Raw genomic sequence first — 15,328 nt, 5'->3', positions numbered from 1 at the left:
GAGCTTTAAGATGTCAAAGTTAAAAAACAGAGAATGAGCGAGAAAACAGGAGAAAACATTACTTTATAGTGGGAGGATGTTAATCCTAAGGTAATTTTACAGGTAGGAGCAAATGCAGGAGACACATTTGAAGTTGATCTGTCTGATGTCAGGACTGCTTCACTTGGAATCGACCAAATTAAGGTCGATCCTCGTGAAAAGGCGGTAGAGGCAATTGCGAAAATAGACGATGCCATCGACAAGGTTTCCTCAGAGCGTTCCAAGTTTGGTGCCTATCAGAATGCATTGGAACATATTCATAACAATGTCTCGAACAATGCCGTAAATCTTACTGCCGCAGAATCAAGAATTAGAGACGCAGACACGGCTAAAGAGATTATGGAGATGACTAAGAATAATATCCTGTTTCACTCGGCTCAAGCATTGTTGGCGCAGTCAAATAAAATACCAAGTGGAGTTATACAATTACTCCGGTAAATACGAAGGAGAGGCATTAGCCCCTCCTTTTTCTATTGATATCTCGAGGTAAACCGCGAAATATTAAGATTTTACCCTTAGGAAGACCTATAAGGAGAATTTCGATTAAATGGTATATCTGGTCATGCTCTTATGATATCTTGAAAGTAAGGATAGTCCCGTTGCTCTCTATACAAGATAATTCGGCCAAAAAGAATTGTCGCTTGCCAAGCACCTTTTGGTAGATGTTCAATAACCAAAGTTAGGAGACTTCTTACTGTCATATTGTCTGATGGGACATTTATAGGCGTATTCAGCTCTTCTTGATGAGCTTGTTTTTCGAATCTAAATGTGTACGGCAGATTGGCGGACAGGCGTTTTAATAGTTCACCACATGAATATGTTCCCGCTATAATAAATTCGATTGGGAGATCAACGTCAATCGGATAAGATATGTCGAAATCTGCGGGCTTCTGTGTGTCTCTTTGCCGTCCTGGATCATTTCCACCAAAACCAGAGAAATTCCAAGGTGCCCCGTAGTGCTGAATCAGTATACTTTCGAGGTCAGCATTTTTGAAAACCGGAATAGCTACCGCTTTAAATGTTATAGATGATGGATCAAGATTCTTACGATGTTGCAAGTGAGTAGCATGTCTGGTCAATCGACTATGGAATCCTGCCTTTGAGTCAGTTTTACCAACGTACATTACAGTGTCGTTCTGAAGAAGCAGGTAAACTCCGTTTTTCTTGATCGGAATAGATTCAACGTTTACATAGGTTAAAGGTGCCGCAATCACCTTTTCGATAAAGGGGGGCAAGTCCCGCTTAAACGCAAGTTCCAGATCAAGCTCAAATTCATCAAACCCAGGGATCAACACACTTTATACACACCTTTTCAAATAAAGTTTTTGAGGCTCAGCAAGTATTAGTGCATCATAGATATGTTTGGTTATTCTTGCCGCCAATTCTACCGGGACAGCATTGCCTATTTGCCTCATGGCCTCGCTCCAAGAACCTTCGAAAGTATAATCATCGGGGAAAGTTTGAACCCGTGCAGATTCTCTAATGGTGAGGTAACGATATGTACCATCAGGAAATGCAATCATATTTTCTCCGCCCGGTACACCATGATCGCCCGCTTTCAGTGTTTTCGAAGGCTCGTCCAATAGACTACCAGTATGTCCAGGGTATGGCCTTGCACCTGGCTGGTATACATGGTTACTAATCCCCGTGTTTAACCTTGGATCGGGTAAATCATTAATGGCATCGCGTAATGTTACCCAAGGAGTTAATAAACTATCTATCGAGATTTGTGATAGTTGGGCAATTACTTTGGACGATGGGGTCGGTTGAGTAGGAAGGATGTTTCTTTCCCTCCAATAGTCACCCGTAACCCACTTGGATACTTGCAATGCATATTGAGAGTGAGTTGGTTCTGGAAAGCTCCATTTAGCATTCACATCGGCACGGAATCCAACGAAAAAAATCCGGTCTCGACGTTGTGGAACTCCATAGTCTGCGGCATTTAATACTCTTGGTGGAATAACTTTATATTCGGGATTATTACCACCCGTACCTGTGTGATGTTGTTCAAGACGAGAGAGGTGCTCCTGCCATGATTCATTGGTTTTACGTAACAAAGAAGGATAGGTAAGTTGTAGGATAATATATTCGATATATGTAGAAAACGATTGTCTTGCTAACCCACGAACGTTTTCAAATAAAAACGCTCTTGGTCTGATCTCACGCACCGCTCTAATCGCTTCTGGAAACATATCTCGTTCGTCATTCCAGGCTTTATGTCTACCTCCTAGTGAAAATGGCTGACACGGAGGCCCACCAGTAACTAGATCGATGTTGCTTCCGATATCAGAATAATTAAGTTGGCGGACATCACCTTGAATTATATTCCAGTGAGGTCTGTTTCTACGCAGTGTTGAGCAGGCATCCGCATTCCACTCGGCAACGGCAACGTGCTCAAATCCCGCTTTTTCTGTCCCAAGAGCAAGTCCTCCCGCTCCAGCGAATAATTCAAGTGCTCTCATAACTTTCCTCCAATTATATTGGTTAAGAAGTTCTGGACGGCAAATGTCTTGACTCATTATATCATTACAGAAATTACAACGCAGTATTTTCTATTTTTAAGCGAACTAATTGTGTGATTAATGCAAATTGGATATACTTGGGTTATTGTGCTTGGTAAAGGAGTTGATGGAGAGAATGGCAGGAGTTTTTCAAAACGTTGAACCTAATATTCATGGAAATCCTCAGCTTAGAATACCGCAGAAAGAAGCATATGGTAAGATTTTTGAACATTATACAAGCCGTCCTGAAATAAGGGAAACGTCAATAATCCTACCCGTGGGATGCGGTAAATCGGGACTTATTACATTAACGCCTTTTGCAGTTAATTCAAGAAGGACGCTGGTTATTGCACCTGGTGTTAACATTGCAAGCCAGTTATATAAAGATTTTGATCCAACCAAAGAAGATATGTTTTATATAAAATGTCGAGTGCTTGAAGGCCAAGTATATCCAGAACCAGCAGAAATTAGAGGTACAACAACAAATATTAGTGACTTGGAAGAGGCTGACGTTGTAATTACCAACATTCAGCAACTGCAAGGAAATAACAATCGTTGGTTAAGGTCACTTGGTTCAGATTTTTTTGATTTAATACTATTTGATGAGGCTCACCACAATGTTGCTGAGAGCTGGAATATCCTTAGAGAGGCATTTCCAGAAGCAAAAATCGTAAATTATAGTGCAACCCCAAGAAGATCTGATGGTCAGCTAATGTCGGGAGAGATTATTTATTCGTTTCCGATTGTCCGGGCCATAGAAGAAGGATACGTCAAGAAACTTAAAGCGGTAGTATTAAACCCGCAGACGTTAAAATACGTCCGGAGAGAGGATAACAGAGAGGTAGAAGTCGATCTCGAAGAAGTTCGGAGACTTGGTGAAGAAGACGCTGATTTTAGAAGAAGTATAGTGACTTCAGAAGAAACCCTGTTTACAATCGTCGATGCATCCATAAGGGCTCTCAACAAAATAAGGAGAGACTCGCAAAACCCTCGTCATAAGATAATTGCTTCCGCACTCAACTATCAGCACTGTATTCAGGTTGTTGAAGCGTACAGAGCAAGAGGTCTACGTGCTGATTATGTGCATAGCTTGCAAGACGGTCGCGAAAATGCTCGGGTATTAGATCAGCTTAAAAATCATCAACTTGATGCTATTGTTCAGGTTCGGAAACTGGGGGAAGGGTTTGATCACCCACATCTTAGCGTAGCCGCAGTGTTTAGTGTATTCAGAGAGCTTTCGCCATTTGTTCAATTCGTCGGCCGTATTATGAGGGCTATTGATCAAAATGCCCCTGAAAGTAGCAATAATCAAGGAACCGTAGTGTTTCATGCTGGTTCAAATATTGCTAGATTATGGAGCGACTTCCAGGAGTATAGTCAAGCAGATAGAGAATTCTTTGATCAGTTATTGCCCATGGAGAGCTTAGATTTTGGTGATGCAACGGAAATAGAAATCATCCCTAAATCACGGGAGAGGAAGGCAAATCAAGTTGAAATTAAAGGACAAGGAGGTCTACTTGTTGAAGAAATCCCATTGATTCTTGAAGATACTGAGGTTCAAAAAGCGATTCAACTATTACAGGAAAAAGGTGTAACTCTGGACGATCTGCGTACTGCATATGAACATAAACCTGTACCGACTACAAAGCAAAAACAGCGTCAAGCATCCAGACAAGCGTTGGATGAACTGGTGAGGAATGAAACAGGATTTATTTTAAGGCAACAGGGAATCAATCCACAAGGCCGCGAACTTGATAAAAGGCATCTTGGAAAAACCAACTTTGTAATTCTGAAATCTGCAATAGACCGGAAAATATCTGAGTTTATTGGCAAAAAACCAGGATCAAGAAATGAACTAAGCTTGCAAGAGTTGCAAATGATAAGGCAAAACTTAAAGCAAATTATTGAGGATGCCTCCTCGGAGGTTTTGTGATGCCTAGACCAAAATCATTTTTGAAGAAAGTAAGTGTTGACATGACACTTAAAAGCCATAAGTGTCAGCATGTGAAAACGCACATACTCAATCAGGGCGACAAGAGGATGAAATTAACAGTGGGCAGGACACATGAACATTTTTGCATCGAGTGTGCTATAAAAATTATTGATTCAGATATTGCTAAATTAAAGGCTTTACGTGAAGCATTGTTGAGTGAATGAAGTTTCGTTAGTACACTCATGAACCTGTTCAGTCTTTGGGGAGGTATTATTTCGTAATCAGCAAACTTCTTGTGTTGTACAACCTAATAACCAGTGAGGCTCTCCCACTGCATCGGCCCGTGTGCCGTGGATAGGGCTCAACTTTAACGGGCTACGCCGGAGGCTTCCGCCTGGAGCCAAAGGAAGAAGACCAATCAGGCTAGGTGCCAGGTCAGCGCGTCACTCCGCGAATCTGTCACCGAAACTCTAAACGAGTGACTGCGCTCGGAGATGCTCATGTATCGCTGTTTTCGGACGGGGGTTCGAATCCCCCCGCCTCCACCTACATAAAAAAAGCCACCTGCAGAGGTGGCTTTTTTGCGTTGACAGCGAAGTCTCGCTATGCATGAACTGGCTCGATCTTCAGTCATCACAACGATACTGAAATGCAGGCCCTGTCTGTATAAAGTACCCGCTTCTAACTTGCCCAGCCCAGTTTTTCAGAGCGGATTTCCACTGGGGGCTTTTAAAAAAATCATCTACCGATACAGAACTAGAAAACCAAACGATGGGAGTAAACGGAGCGAGCTGACCAGCCCCTCCCCAAATGCCGCCTGCCGGAAACCCGTCCTCAATCACAAGTAGCAATGGTAGACCGTATTGATAAGCCATTGCAGGTTCAATTTGCAAAAAGGCGAGTACGGTTCTCCCTCTTCGTGGCCCTCGTTGGTCGTAGAAGGACAGAAGCCATGCCATAACTCGAGTTAATCATCGTACGAATGTTTTCCAGTGTAGTATTCGGATATTGTTCTGTGTTGGGCAAAGTGCGCGGGAAGAGGAGTTCTTTCTTGATTTCTTTGAACATGCGAATCACGAATTGCTGTTGGATAGTAAATGGCGGCTGTGGAGGATCGAGCGTAAACAAATTTTGATGACTAAAAAACACAGGGATTCGAAAAAACGCCGAAGCCGCGTCGTTCAAATCCTGCAAGTCCTGGTAGCACTGCTCGATTTCTTCCTTGCTTAAACCTGTGTTCGGAGTAGAATGCACAACTTGGATTTCGTACTTTTTACTTCTCTCATCCTTTTTCGAACTCATGTTGTCACCTCCACAGTGAAGCGTATTCACCAAAATACGGCGGTGACTGGACAAATTAAGAAAATGTGCTTCTTTGCCTGATGAACATAATCAGTTCGGTCTGGGAATGAATGGGGAGAGTAGGCGAAGATAGAATGGGACGGGGGAAAGGTAACCCTTCCTTCGAGCAGATCAAGCTGGTGCGGGACGACAGTTATTGCAAACGTCTAGTGAAGATCGAGCGGAAGCAACGGGCTTACATGCGAGATTTTGAGGGAACCGTTCATTATGGGACTGGCCCCCTCTGTAGGACAGGGATCAATTTCGTCTGAACTTATTGGCGACAGTGTGAAGCAATATCTTCACCTCTAAATGTTAGAATGAATAGAAAAAAACTCTTGATTTCCCCAGAGCAGGCAGCCGCGAATTACCTGAAGGTACATCCGCTTGAATTGCGGTTAATCAATCAGGTGTATGTATATCGTCCGCAAATGGGGCGGGGAGATCAATTTGTTGATGCGATTACTGGACAGGTGATAACTCCGTAAGGGAACGATAAATAGGAGCGACTACTCTCTTAACGATCAAGGAATAGTCGTTTTTTCCTTTCTCCTTTCTCCTTTCCATAAAACATCCCCGCCCTTACCAGCTACCAACAGCGCGCCTTTCAGGTCCAAAGTCATCCAGAAACCCAAGCGAAATGCCCAGACTGCACAAGGCACTATCACTACCAAAAGTCAATCCAAATACAAAATGATATAATAAATGCGACTATTCATAATAAAGACTATTTCGATCAGATTTACAAATGCATAAACGAAGCCAATTAGAAATGAACGAGCTAGAAAAAACAATAATGCCCGCAACACTCTCTTACGAAACAGTATGATCTTGTGAAGCTCGTCTAATCAACGAATCAGGAAAGGTATCTTATCTACTTCTAGGAAGGTTAGGCCGAGAGGAGGATCGAAAATGGGGATTACGGTGCAGGAGATGCTGCGGTTGGACGCGCTGCAAAGTTTACGTGTTATCGCCGGTTTCGATGGTTTGGACAGGATCATCAATCAGGTAAATGTTTTGGAAATGCCCATAACCGAAGTGGAGCATTTGGTTTTGGGAGGCGAGCTTGTGCTGACCACCTTTCACAGCTTGAAAGATGATCTGGAGGCGCAAGTGAATACGATTAAAAAGCTTGCTGAAAACGGGGCAGCAGCTCTGGGGATTCATCCGATGATTGCTGACAAGATCATGCAGAAGGCGATCGTGGAGGCAGCGAATATTTCCGGTCTTCCTGTCATTTTGTTGCCTCCTGCGATGCCTTATGCTACGGTTTTTTCTGCCGTGTTGGGGACGATCCTGAATCGGCAATCACAGTTGTTGAAACAATCGGAAGAGATTAACCGGGAGATGACCCGTGTCATACTGTATGGCGGTGATGTGAATGCGATTGCCAAGACGTTGACCGGATTAATCAAGCAGCCGGTAATGATTACCGACGATATGTTCGAAATTTTGGCTTTAGGGTCAAAAGAAGCGGCAGAACATTCGTTTTTAAAAAAGTGTTTGCTTATGACAGAAATGTCGGAGCGGATTCAGTTTGATAAAGCTGGAAACTGGACACACGATTCTGCGATGGAGATGGTGTTTCACTCCAGCTTGTTTGAGATAGAGGGGCGGTCTGTACGGCTGATCGTTATGCCTGCAGGAGTGATAAGCGATCCTCTGGGGTACATTTTTACCTTAGAGATGGGGGCTCCCTTACAAGAGCTTGATTTCATTGCTATCTCGCACGCTTCTACTGCGGTCGCTCTGGAGATTGCCAAGCAGCGGGCGATTACCGAAGCGAAAAGGCGAATGCGAAGTGACTTTTTGACGGAAATGTTCGAAGGGAAATATGTTAGAGAAGAGGATTTGTACGAGAGAGCGAGAGCGGTCGGGCTCAATCTGGTGAAAAAACATATGGTGCTGGTCATGCGTTTTGACTTCAGCGATGGTCTTGAAAAAGAGATGGGTAAATTGGAAAGCCGCATCCACGCGGCGGTCCGGTCAACAATCAATCAGCATGCTCCCAAATGCAATTTTGTGGTAAAGGGGGACATGTTGGTCATTTTCATTCATTTTGACAGGCAATTTGACAAGCAACATTCGCAACAAGAGGCGAAAAATCTTGCGGTCCTCTTAAAAGATGCTATCGAAGCGGGAAGCGGCAAAGCCCGCGCATCTGCTGGGATCGGCGGTTTTTATCCGTCGCCGTTGAATTTGGACCAAAGCTACAGGGAAGCGCTGCAAGCTCTTGAGCTCGGCTGCAAAATGATTGGGACAGGCAGTATTACAGCAGTGAATGAGCTGGGTGTATTCGGGATTCTGGGGGAAATATCCGGCAAGTTGTTAGACCAGTTTACAACGGGGCTGCTCGATCAGCTCTATCAATATGATGCCAAAAATCAAACGGATCTCGTAAAGACGGTGGAAGCGTATCTGGATGAAAAGGAAATCTTTACAGATGTCGCAAAGCGGTTGTTCGTACATCCCAATACGGTCAAATACCGGATTGAAAAAGCGAAGGAGATTCTCGGGTTTGATCCATTTAAAAAGCCTGAGGAAAGATTGAATTTCCATCTGGCGCTGAAGGCCAGGAAGCTATTGCCATAAAAGAAGCGCAAAACAGCTCGATTTGTCTGCGATAGACAAAGAAACGGGCTGTTTTTTGTTTGTTTGAAATATTAAGATTATTATTTTTGTGTGAAATAATGTGAACAGAAACAAGCAGTATGACTGAAAGCTATGCAGGAGAGGGGGCTGTGGGCTGCATGATGGACACACAAGATTGGGAAAAACCAAAACCGATGAGGGGGCATTCACATGGATAAAAGAATTTTGTGGATCAATCCGGTCACTACTGATTTGTTCGACACCATTTTCAAGAGCGAGTTTGACAGGATCAAGCAGGCGGGGACGATTGTGGATGTGGTTTCCTTGACCCCGGGGCCTGGACCGACTCATCTGGAGTACAACTGCTACGAAGTGATGCTGATGCCCGAAATCCTCCGCGTGATTAAAAGAGCCGAAGAAGAAGGCTACGATGCGGCAATTATCGGCTGCTTCTATGATCCTGTCTTGAGGGCGGCTCGAGAGATTTCGAAAAAAATGGTCGTCACGGCTCCGGCTGAAGCCAGCTTGCATATTGCGTCGACATTGGGAGAGAGTATCTCGATCATTGTCGGGCGGCGCAAGTGGATACCCGAGATGAGAGAAAACGTCCATAAATATGGCTTTGCCGACAAATTGGCTTCTTTCAAGTCACTCGATATGGGCGTGCACGATTTTCAGAAAGATCATCAGGTGACCATGCAGCGAATGCGTGAGGCAGCGCGAGAGGCTGTCGAGAAGGATGGAGCCAATGTGCTTGTGCTGGGATGCACGATTGAATTTGGCTTTTATCGGGAAATTCAGGAGGAACTGGGTGTTCCGGTTATTGATGCAAGCCTTGCACCTTTTAAATACGCCGAATTTTTGATAGAGCTCAACCAAAAATTCGGTTGGAGCCACAGCAAGCTGGATGGCTACCAATCGCCGCCTGATGAAGAAGTGGCCTGCTGGAAGCTGTTTTAAAAAACGAGTTAGCGGCTGTGAGAAGAGATAAGGGGGGCCATTATGAGAGCAGAAAGCGGAGTGGAGGTACTGCAAAAGCGATCAGTACCCGTTGGAGCGCTGTTTGAAAACATGCCGGTTACCAGTCAGCATTGGCAAGCGGGATTGGTGCTTTTTTTCTCCTTTGTGATTGAATCGTGGGAAATGATGATTGTCATTCTGGCAAGCGCTTCAATTGGCGGCGAGTTTCAACTGGACGGCACTCAAATCGGATCGCTCATCGGCTCCATTTATCTTGGGATGATCCCGGGATGCCTGCTATGGGGAAAGCTCGTTGATAAAATCGGCCGCAAGCAATCAATGATTTTCAGTTTTGGGCTTTATGGAATCATTTCGCTTATTAGCGCATTCTCACTCACCTACGAAATGCTTTGGTGGACCCGCTTCTTGTCCGGTGTGGCGCTCTCTGGGGTTTTGGTGGCAACGTTCCCGTACTTCGAGGAGCTGCTCCCCATGAAGGTGCGTGGGAAGGCCGCGGTGTATCTGGCTTCTGGATGGCCTGTGGGCTATTTGCTTGCCATTGGCACGACCTACCTCTTTATGGAGCTTGGCTGGCGCTGGATTATTGGCGTCAGCTCGCTTGCCGGTTTGTGGTTCCTGGCAATCGCGGCGTTTGTGCCTGAGTCGCCGTACTGGTTGGCCGGAAAAGGTCGCCATTCGGAGGCGAAGGAGGTTATTGACAAACTTTCCAAAGGCACGATGCAAAGAGAGATTAACAGCGTCGAGCTTGCTGTGGAGAATGTGAAAACAGGTTCTTTCCTGGAGATTTTTAGAGGGCAATTCCGGCGTTCGACAATTTTGCAGCTCCTCATCAACTTTAGTTTTTCCTGGGGATATTGGGGACTGTCCTCCTGGATGCCGGCACTTTTGGCAAAAAAAGGATTGAGTGCGCAGGAAGGAATGGGCTTTATGGCAATATCTGCCCTCTTCATGTTTCCCGGTTACATGGTCTCTTCGTATTTGACGGGCAAATATGGACGCAAAAAGGTAATGGCGCTGTTCGTCTTTTTTGCAGCGATCAGCGGGTTTGGCTTTGCCAACGCAAATACCTTGCAGGAAATGTATATCTGGAATTTTGCCCTTTCGTTCTTCAGCTTGGGGGCGTGGGGAGTATGGGATACATGGATGGCTGAGCTGTATCCGACAGAGGTCCGCGGTGTCAGCTATTCTGTAGGGATGACCGGCCAACGGGTAGCCAACGCGATTGCGCCAAGTGTAATCGGAGCTATGCTGGCGATCAACAGCAGCTTTTTGACTACGGTTTCCTTTATCTCCGCTTTTCTTGTCGTTACATTTGTGGCTTCGCTTTTCCTGAAGGAAACGGAAGGCGAGATTTTGCATTAATGCTGTAACAGTCCATTACTCCTAGAAGGGTGGTTCCTATGCGTGTAGCTACAGATATTGGAGGAACGTTTACTGACCTGGTGTACTTAGATGAGAACGGTAAAATCGGTACCGCTAAAAGCGATACAACACCGCCCTATTTTGAGCAAGGGGTTATCCAAGTGATTCAAAAGGCTGGGATTGATCCTTTGGAAATCGCGACTTTTATCCACGGAACGACGGTAATTATCAACGCATTGACGGAGCGCAAGGGAGTAAAGACCGGGTTAATCACGACAAAAGGGTTCCGCGATGTGCTGGAAATCGCCCGAGGCAACCGTCCCGATTTGTTCAATGTTCGCTATCAGAAGCCGACCCCGTTTGTCGCGCGCTTTCTGAGGAAGGAGGTCAGCGAGCGGATCAACTATAAGGGGGAAGTCATGACCGAATTGGCGGTGGAAGAGGTGAAGGCCACTGTCGAGCAACTGCGGGCGGAGGGAGTCGAGGCTATTGCGGTGTCATTTCTGCATGCCTACGCCAACCCCATTCATGAAAAGCTGGCGGTGGAAGCGATCAGGGAAATTTGGCCGGAGGTAGCAGTGACGGCTTCCCATGAGGTGACCAAGGAATGGCGCGAGTACGAGCGGACCAGTACGGCAGTGCTGAACTCTTATGTCAAGCCGATTGCCAAGTCCTACATCGACAAATTGAGTAACCATCTTCACGACATCGGGCTTGATGGCAATAAATATATCATGCAGTCCAACTCTGGCACGACTACTTTTGAGCAGTCAAAAGAAACGCCGATCAACATGGTCGAGTCGGGGCCAGTAGCCGGGATTTTTGGCTCAGCCATCTTGGGGCAAATTCTTGGGGAAGAAAACATCATTGCTTTTGATATCGGAGGAACGACGGCCAAATGCTCCCTGATCGACAAGGGGGAAGTAAAGGTTACGACGGAATACCGGATTGAGAAAGATGAACGAAATGCTGGATATCCGATTAAAGTACCCGTGGTTGACATCGTGGAGATCGGGAATGGCGGAGGTTCCATTGCCTGGATCGACGGTGCCGGCTCATTAAAGGTGGGGCCACAGTCGGCCGGAGCGTTGCCAGGGCCGGTCGCCTATGGACGTGGCGGTGAAAGTCCGACTACAACCGATGCCAATTTGGTTACAGGGCGGTTATCGCCTGCCAATTTTCAAAACGAGGTAAATATGGAAGCGGTCAAGCAAGCGATCCACGAAAAGATCGCAAAACACTTCGGCATCTCCGTGGAAGAGGCGGCGCTGGGAATTATCCGCATCGCCAACTCCAACATGCTGAATGCGTTGAAGCTCATTTCCATCCGCAAGGGTTACGACCCGCGAGAGTTTTCCCTGGTTGCATTCGGAGGGGGAGGACCGATGCATGCGCTGGCATTGGCCAAGGAATTGGGTGTGAAAAAAGTTATCATCCCGATTGCGTCTTCGGTCTTCTCTGCATGGGGCATGCTGATGACTGACTTGCGGCATGACTACATCCAGACTTATATTCGCCGAATGAACGGACTGAATCAGGAAGAACTGAATCGTGAATGGAACCAACTGGAAAAAGAAGCGATTGACCAATACGAGCGCGAAGGAATTGCAGCGGATCAGGTACTGTTTGTACGATATGCGGACATCCGTTACGTCGGACAGGAGCATGCTGTCAAGGTTCCCGTGCCAAATGGACTGATGGATGCAAAAGCGATTGAGGAAGTGATTGATCGCTTCCATGACCTGCACGAGCAGCATTACACGTTCAAACTGGAGCATGCACCGACGGAGATTGTAAACCTCCATCTAACGGCGTTCGGCACAGTGCAAAAACCACGGATAGCCAGTCTGGGAAGACAAGGGGACAATAGCGAGGAAGCGCGCAAGGAAGTGCGTCCGGTTCTGTTCGAAGAGTATGGATGGATTGACACGACAGTCTACGATCGCGAGCTACTGAATGCCGGAAGCGCGGTGAAGGGTCCGGCAATTGTCGAGGAAACCTCTTCTTCAACGGTCATTTATCCTGGACAGCATCTCATTGTTGATGAATATGGCAATCTAATCATTACTACGGGGGTGTAGTCAGATGAGTGAGACAACGTTGAAACATGACCAGTTTACGCTTGAGATTGTGAAAGATTCCCTGATCGCCATTGGGGAAGAAATGTTTCATACATTGGCGCGCACGTCGATGAGTCCGATTATTTACGAGGTGCTCGACTTCGCCAGCGGCTTGACAGATGCAAAAGGTCAACTTCTGACTCAAGGCAACGGTGTAACCGGATTTATCGGGATGCTGACCTTTATGGTGAAGGAAACCTTGAAAAAGTTTTCCGCCAATGGGGAGCTAAAGCCGGGGGATATCATCATCATTAATGATCCTTACGGTGGAGGAGGTTCCCACTTGTCTGATGTAGGTCTTTTGCTGCCAATCTTTTACGAGGGCGAGCTGATTGCCTTCTCGGCCAATAAGGCCCACTGGACCGAAGTAGGCGGAAAAGACCCGGGTTCCTGGACGACCGACTCTACGGAGATTTTCCAGGAAGGTTTGCAATTTCCTTGCGTCAAGCTATTTGAAGAAGGCAAGCTGAATCAGCCGTTGGTTGATATCATTGCAGCAAATGTCCGTTTCCCTGATCTCTCGCTTGGCGATATGTGGGCGCAGGTTGCAGCATTGCGAACAGGGGAGAAGCGCTTTCGCGAATTGTGCGATAAGCATGGAAAAGCGGTAGTGAAGGATGCCATTGACCATTTGTTAAGACATGGCGAACAGTTGGCAGTAAAGGAAATTGCCAAGCTGCCGAAGGGCACGTATGAAGCCATAGATTTTATTGATGATGACGGAGTTGGAAACGGTCCATTCAAGGTACAGGTGAAGGTCACCATTACCGATGACGAGTTTATTTGTGATTTCCGCGGTAGTCATCCGCAGGTGTTGGGGCCAGTCAATTGCTCCTATACCGCCTTGGTTTCCGCCGTTCGCGTTATTTTCCTTGCGGTGACGAACCCGTCTCAGGATGTAAACGATGGCGTTTTCCGCCCGCTCCACATCCTTGTAGATGACCGCTCCATTTTTTCTGCGGAACGCCCGGCAGCCGTATCAACCTACTGGGAAACCATGATGTATGGAGCGGATCTCGTCTGGAAGGCACTTGCACCGGTCGTTCCCCATCGGTTGAATGCGGGGCATCTGCTTTCGGTGTGCGGGGTGGTGCTATCCGGCATCCATCCGGATACGCACGAACCGTTCCTTGTGGTTGAACCTTCAGTCGGAGGATGGGGGGCAGGAGACGGACTGGACGGGATGGCCGGACAGTTTTGCATCGGCGATGGGGAAACGTACAACGTGCCGGTCGAAGTAGCCGAGACACGTTATGGCATCATGGTCGAGGAGTACAGCCTGCGTACGGATGGTGCTGGTGCCGGTAAATATCGCGGCGGCTCAGGAGCTATCCGTTCGTACCGCGCGATGTCTGATGGTCAGACGATCACGGCAACCTTTGGCCGTCACAAATATTTGCCATGGGGCTTTAACGGGGGGCATGACGGCTCCCGCAATGAATTTGAGATCGTCAAAGCAAATGGCGAAGTGGCTGGTCCATTTGGCAAATATGCACGCTTTCCGCTTAATAAAGGAGATGTCGTGCGCCTTGTTACCGCAACAGGTGGAGGATATGGCAATCCGCTGGAACGTCCGATAGAGAAGGTCGTCCTAGATGCCAAAAATGGCTATATTTCCGTAGAACAAGCAAGAGACTTGTACGGAGTAGAGCTGGACAAGGCAACGTATCGTGTAGAAGGGGTGACACCACAGCGTCAGTCTTTTGAACAGGAGGAACAGCAATGCTCATTGTAAATGCCAATGCGATTCAGCCGGAAGATCGTCCAGGTGTAACCCTGAAAACCTTGTTTACCGAAAACCAGGTAGAGAACGGAAAAGCTACTTTTGGTGTCGTCGTCGTTCCGCCTGGTGCGCGTATTCCTTTAAGCGGTTTGGGGAGTCATGAGCAGGACGAGTATTCAATCGTCGTAAAAGGAACGATTCTTGCCGGTACTAAAGAGCGAGAATATCGTATGTCAGCAAATGATGCGTCTCTTATTCCTGCTGGTGAGGCCCACTGGGCATACAACGACGGGAGCGAAGAATGCGAAATCGTCTGGGTGCTTGTAAAGCGATAGGCGAAATAGCGGCATAAATACGGAGAGCACGAAAAAAGAACCTGCTAGAATTGGCGATCTCAATGTCACCGTGAATAGAGCATAGGCTCATATAGGCTCATGCGCTCGGATAGGGCAGAGCAACATACCTTGAATCTACGGACAGGCTGTCGACTTTCTCGACAGCCTGTCCGCTTGGTTTAGCGGTGTTTTTGCATGCGGATAATAGTTTTTGGATAAGTTGTTTCGTTTCTTTTTTTCAATAACAAATTCGCGGAACATCCGTTGCACGAACTGTTTTCGGGCGATGTCAGCACAAATAAGACTACAGATAGAGTGGAGGGCCTCTTTACAGATTTTCCGAACGAGAAAGCCCGCTACGGTGCGATAGCACCCCCTTTAGGGGCGGGATGAGAGTGAGG

Annotated in this window: 12 protein-coding genes and 1 other RNA gene; 10 read left to right on the top strand and 3 right to left on the bottom strand. The window is 46.7% G+C overall.

The window, feature by feature from the left end:
• The first annotated feature begins 93 nt into the window (after positions 1-93).
• Positions 94-477 carry a flagellin gene (locus AC3WQH_RS23950; RefSeq protein WP_327921571.1) on the top strand — a complete coding sequence of 128 codons (384 nt, stop codon included), beginning with the start codon at positions 94-96 and terminating at the stop codon, positions 475-477.
• Positions 478-599: 122 nt separating this feature from the next.
• On the opposite strand, the gene AC3WQH_RS23945 is transcribed toward AC3WQH_RS23950, so the two are convergent.
• Positions 600-1,334, bottom strand: a complete 735-nt coding sequence (locus AC3WQH_RS23945) for an Eco29kI family restriction endonuclease (protein ID WP_122959071.1) — start codon at positions 1,332-1,334, stop codon at positions 600-602.
• Between the two features lie 3 nt (positions 1,335-1,337).
• Complete coding sequence (locus tag AC3WQH_RS23940) at positions 1,338-2,501, bottom strand: DNA cytosine methyltransferase (protein WP_238504284.1); 1,164 nt, start codon at positions 2,499-2,501, stop codon at positions 1,338-1,340.
• A 175-nt stretch (positions 2,502-2,676) separates the two neighbouring features.
• On the opposite strand from AC3WQH_RS23940, the gene AC3WQH_RS23935 reads away from it, so the two are divergent.
• From AC3WQH_RS23935 to ssrA, 3 genes are all read left to right on the top strand, one after another.
• Complete coding sequence (locus tag AC3WQH_RS23935) at positions 2,677-4,473, top strand: DEAD/DEAH box helicase (RefSeq protein ID WP_238504282.1); 1,797 nt, start codon at positions 2,677-2,679, stop codon at positions 4,471-4,473.
• Positions 4,473-4,697, top strand: a complete 225-nt coding sequence (locus AC3WQH_RS23930) for a hypothetical protein (RefSeq protein WP_327922389.1) — start codon at positions 4,473-4,475, stop codon at positions 4,695-4,697. The genes AC3WQH_RS23935 and AC3WQH_RS23930 overlap by 1 nt, the downstream gene beginning before the upstream one ends.
• A 16-nt stretch (positions 4,698-4,713) precedes the next feature.
• Positions 4,714-5,010, top strand: a transfer-messenger RNA (tmRNA) gene (gene ssrA, locus AC3WQH_RS23925).
• Between the two features lie 345 nt (positions 5,011-5,355).
• Here the strand turns inward: ssrA and AC3WQH_RS23920 are convergent.
• Positions 5,356-5,775: a hypothetical protein gene (locus tag AC3WQH_RS23920; protein ID WP_327921569.1), complete on the bottom strand. Its 420-nt coding sequence runs from the start codon at positions 5,773-5,775 to the stop codon at positions 5,356-5,358.
• Positions 5,776-6,726: 951 nt separating this feature from the next.
• Here AC3WQH_RS23920 and AC3WQH_RS23915 point away from each other — a divergent pair.
• The 6 genes from AC3WQH_RS23915 (at position 6,727) to AC3WQH_RS23890 (ending at position 14,927) form a co-directional block, all read left to right on the top strand.
• Positions 6,727-8,406 (top strand): PucR family transcriptional regulator, encoded by a 1,680-nt coding sequence (locus AC3WQH_RS23915; protein ID WP_007786484.1) that lies wholly within the window; start codon positions 6,727-6,729, stop codon positions 8,404-8,406.
• A gap of 210 nt (positions 8,407-8,616) precedes the next feature.
• Entirely contained in the window at positions 8,617-9,366 is a 750-nt protein-coding gene (locus AC3WQH_RS23910) for an aspartate/glutamate racemase family protein (protein ID WP_007786486.1), read from the top strand.
• 42 nt (positions 9,367-9,408) lie between these two features.
• Positions 9,409-10,749: an MFS transporter gene (locus AC3WQH_RS23905; RefSeq protein WP_429779477.1), complete on the top strand. Its 1,341-nt coding sequence runs from the start codon at positions 9,409-9,411 to the stop codon at positions 10,747-10,749.
• A gap of 38 nt (positions 10,750-10,787) precedes the next feature.
• Positions 10,788-12,830 (top strand): hydantoinase/oxoprolinase family protein, encoded by a 2,043-nt coding sequence (locus tag AC3WQH_RS23900; protein WP_238504278.1) that lies wholly within the window; start codon positions 10,788-10,790, stop codon positions 12,828-12,830.
• A gap of 4 nt (positions 12,831-12,834) precedes the next feature.
• A complete protein-coding gene (locus AC3WQH_RS23895; RefSeq protein WP_007786492.1) occupies positions 12,835-14,604 on the top strand; it encodes a hydantoinase B/oxoprolinase family protein in 1,770 nt (589 codons plus the stop codon).
• Positions 14,592-14,927: a cupin domain-containing protein gene (locus AC3WQH_RS23890; RefSeq protein WP_007786494.1), complete on the top strand. Its 336-nt coding sequence runs from the start codon at positions 14,592-14,594 to the stop codon at positions 14,925-14,927. The genes AC3WQH_RS23895 and AC3WQH_RS23890 overlap by 13 nt, the downstream gene beginning before the upstream one ends.
• Positions 14,928-15,328 lie beyond the last annotated feature (401 nt).

This window comes from Brevibacillus sp. FW301-21C12A (genome assembly GCF_058788915.1).
The sequence above is the reverse complement of the archived record's forward strand: the minus strand, read 5'-3'. Positions and strand labels throughout refer to the sequence as shown.

Coding starts and splice junctions, on each gene's coding strand:
- AC3WQH_RS23940 (WP_238504284.1), bottom strand. CDS start 2,501: ATGAGAGCACTTGAATTATTCGCTGGAGCGGGAGGACTTGCTCTTGGG.
- AC3WQH_RS23895 (WP_007786492.1), top strand. CDS start 12,835: ATGAGTGAGACAACGTTGAAACATGACCAGTTTACGCTTGAGATTGTG.
- AC3WQH_RS23890 (WP_007786494.1), top strand. CDS start 14,592: ATGCTCATTGTAAATGCCAATGCGATTCAGCCGGAAGATCGTCCAGGT.
- AC3WQH_RS23900 (WP_238504278.1), top strand. CDS start 10,788: ATGCGTGTAGCTACAGATATTGGAGGAACGTTTACTGACCTGGTGTAC.
- AC3WQH_RS23905 (WP_429779477.1), top strand. CDS start 9,409: ATGAGAGCAGAAAGCGGAGTGGAGGTACTGCAAAAGCGATCAGTACCC.
- AC3WQH_RS23910 (WP_007786486.1), top strand. CDS start 8,617: ATGGATAAAAGAATTTTGTGGATCAATCCGGTCACTACTGATTTGTTC.
- AC3WQH_RS23915 (WP_007786484.1), top strand. CDS start 6,727: ATGGGGATTACGGTGCAGGAGATGCTGCGGTTGGACGCGCTGCAAAGT.
- AC3WQH_RS23935 (WP_238504282.1), top strand. CDS start 2,677: ATGGCAGGAGTTTTTCAAAACGTTGAACCTAATATTCATGGAAATCCT.
- AC3WQH_RS23920 (WP_327921569.1), bottom strand. CDS start 5,775: ATGAGTTCGAAAAAGGATGAGAGAAGTAAAAAGTACGAAATCCAAGTT.
- AC3WQH_RS23930 (WP_327922389.1), top strand. CDS start 4,473: ATGCCTAGACCAAAATCATTTTTGAAGAAAGTAAGTGTTGACATGACA.